At 67.2% G+C, this 481-nt stretch carries 1 protein-coding gene; it reads left to right on the top strand.

Going from position 1 to position 481, the window contains the following annotated elements; all coding sequences use genetic code 11:
* The coding region (locus ACN6NG_RS29890; protein WP_474317527.1) for an Ig-like domain-containing protein at nt 1–481 on the top strand (481 nt) is incomplete at both ends.

Below are 481 nucleotides of genomic sequence, written 5' to 3'. Positions count from 1 at the left end.
CCGACCGAACTGGCCGTCAGCGCTGACGGCACCGTGCTCACCGGCCGTGCCGAACCGGGCAGTACTGTGCGTATCCTGGCAGCCGACGGTACCGAACTGGGTACTGCTCTGGTCGGCCCGACCGGTGTATTCAGCATCAACCTCAACCCACCGCAGGTGGACGGCGAAGTCCTGCAAGCCACTGCGAGCGATGCCGCCGGCAATACGTCCGTAGCCACCTCGGTCACTGCACCGGATATCGACGGCGTGGATACCACGCCGCCTGAAGCCCCGACCAACCTGGTAATCGGCGTGGCTGGCAGCCAGCTGAGCGGCCGTGGCGAAGCTGGCACCACCGTGCAGGTGCGTGACGCCGCAGGCAACATCCTCGCGACGGGTACCGTTGGCGCGGATGGCACCTTCGTCATCGCTCTGGCCCCTGCCGTGAACGACGGCAGCACCCTGCAAGTCACGCTCACCGACGCCGCCGGCAACGTATCGC

It is taken from the genome of Pseudomonas sp. TSO6, from assembly GCF_056098905.1.
Note: the sequence above shows the minus strand (reverse complement) of the source record. Positions and strands in the feature narration are given on the sequence as shown.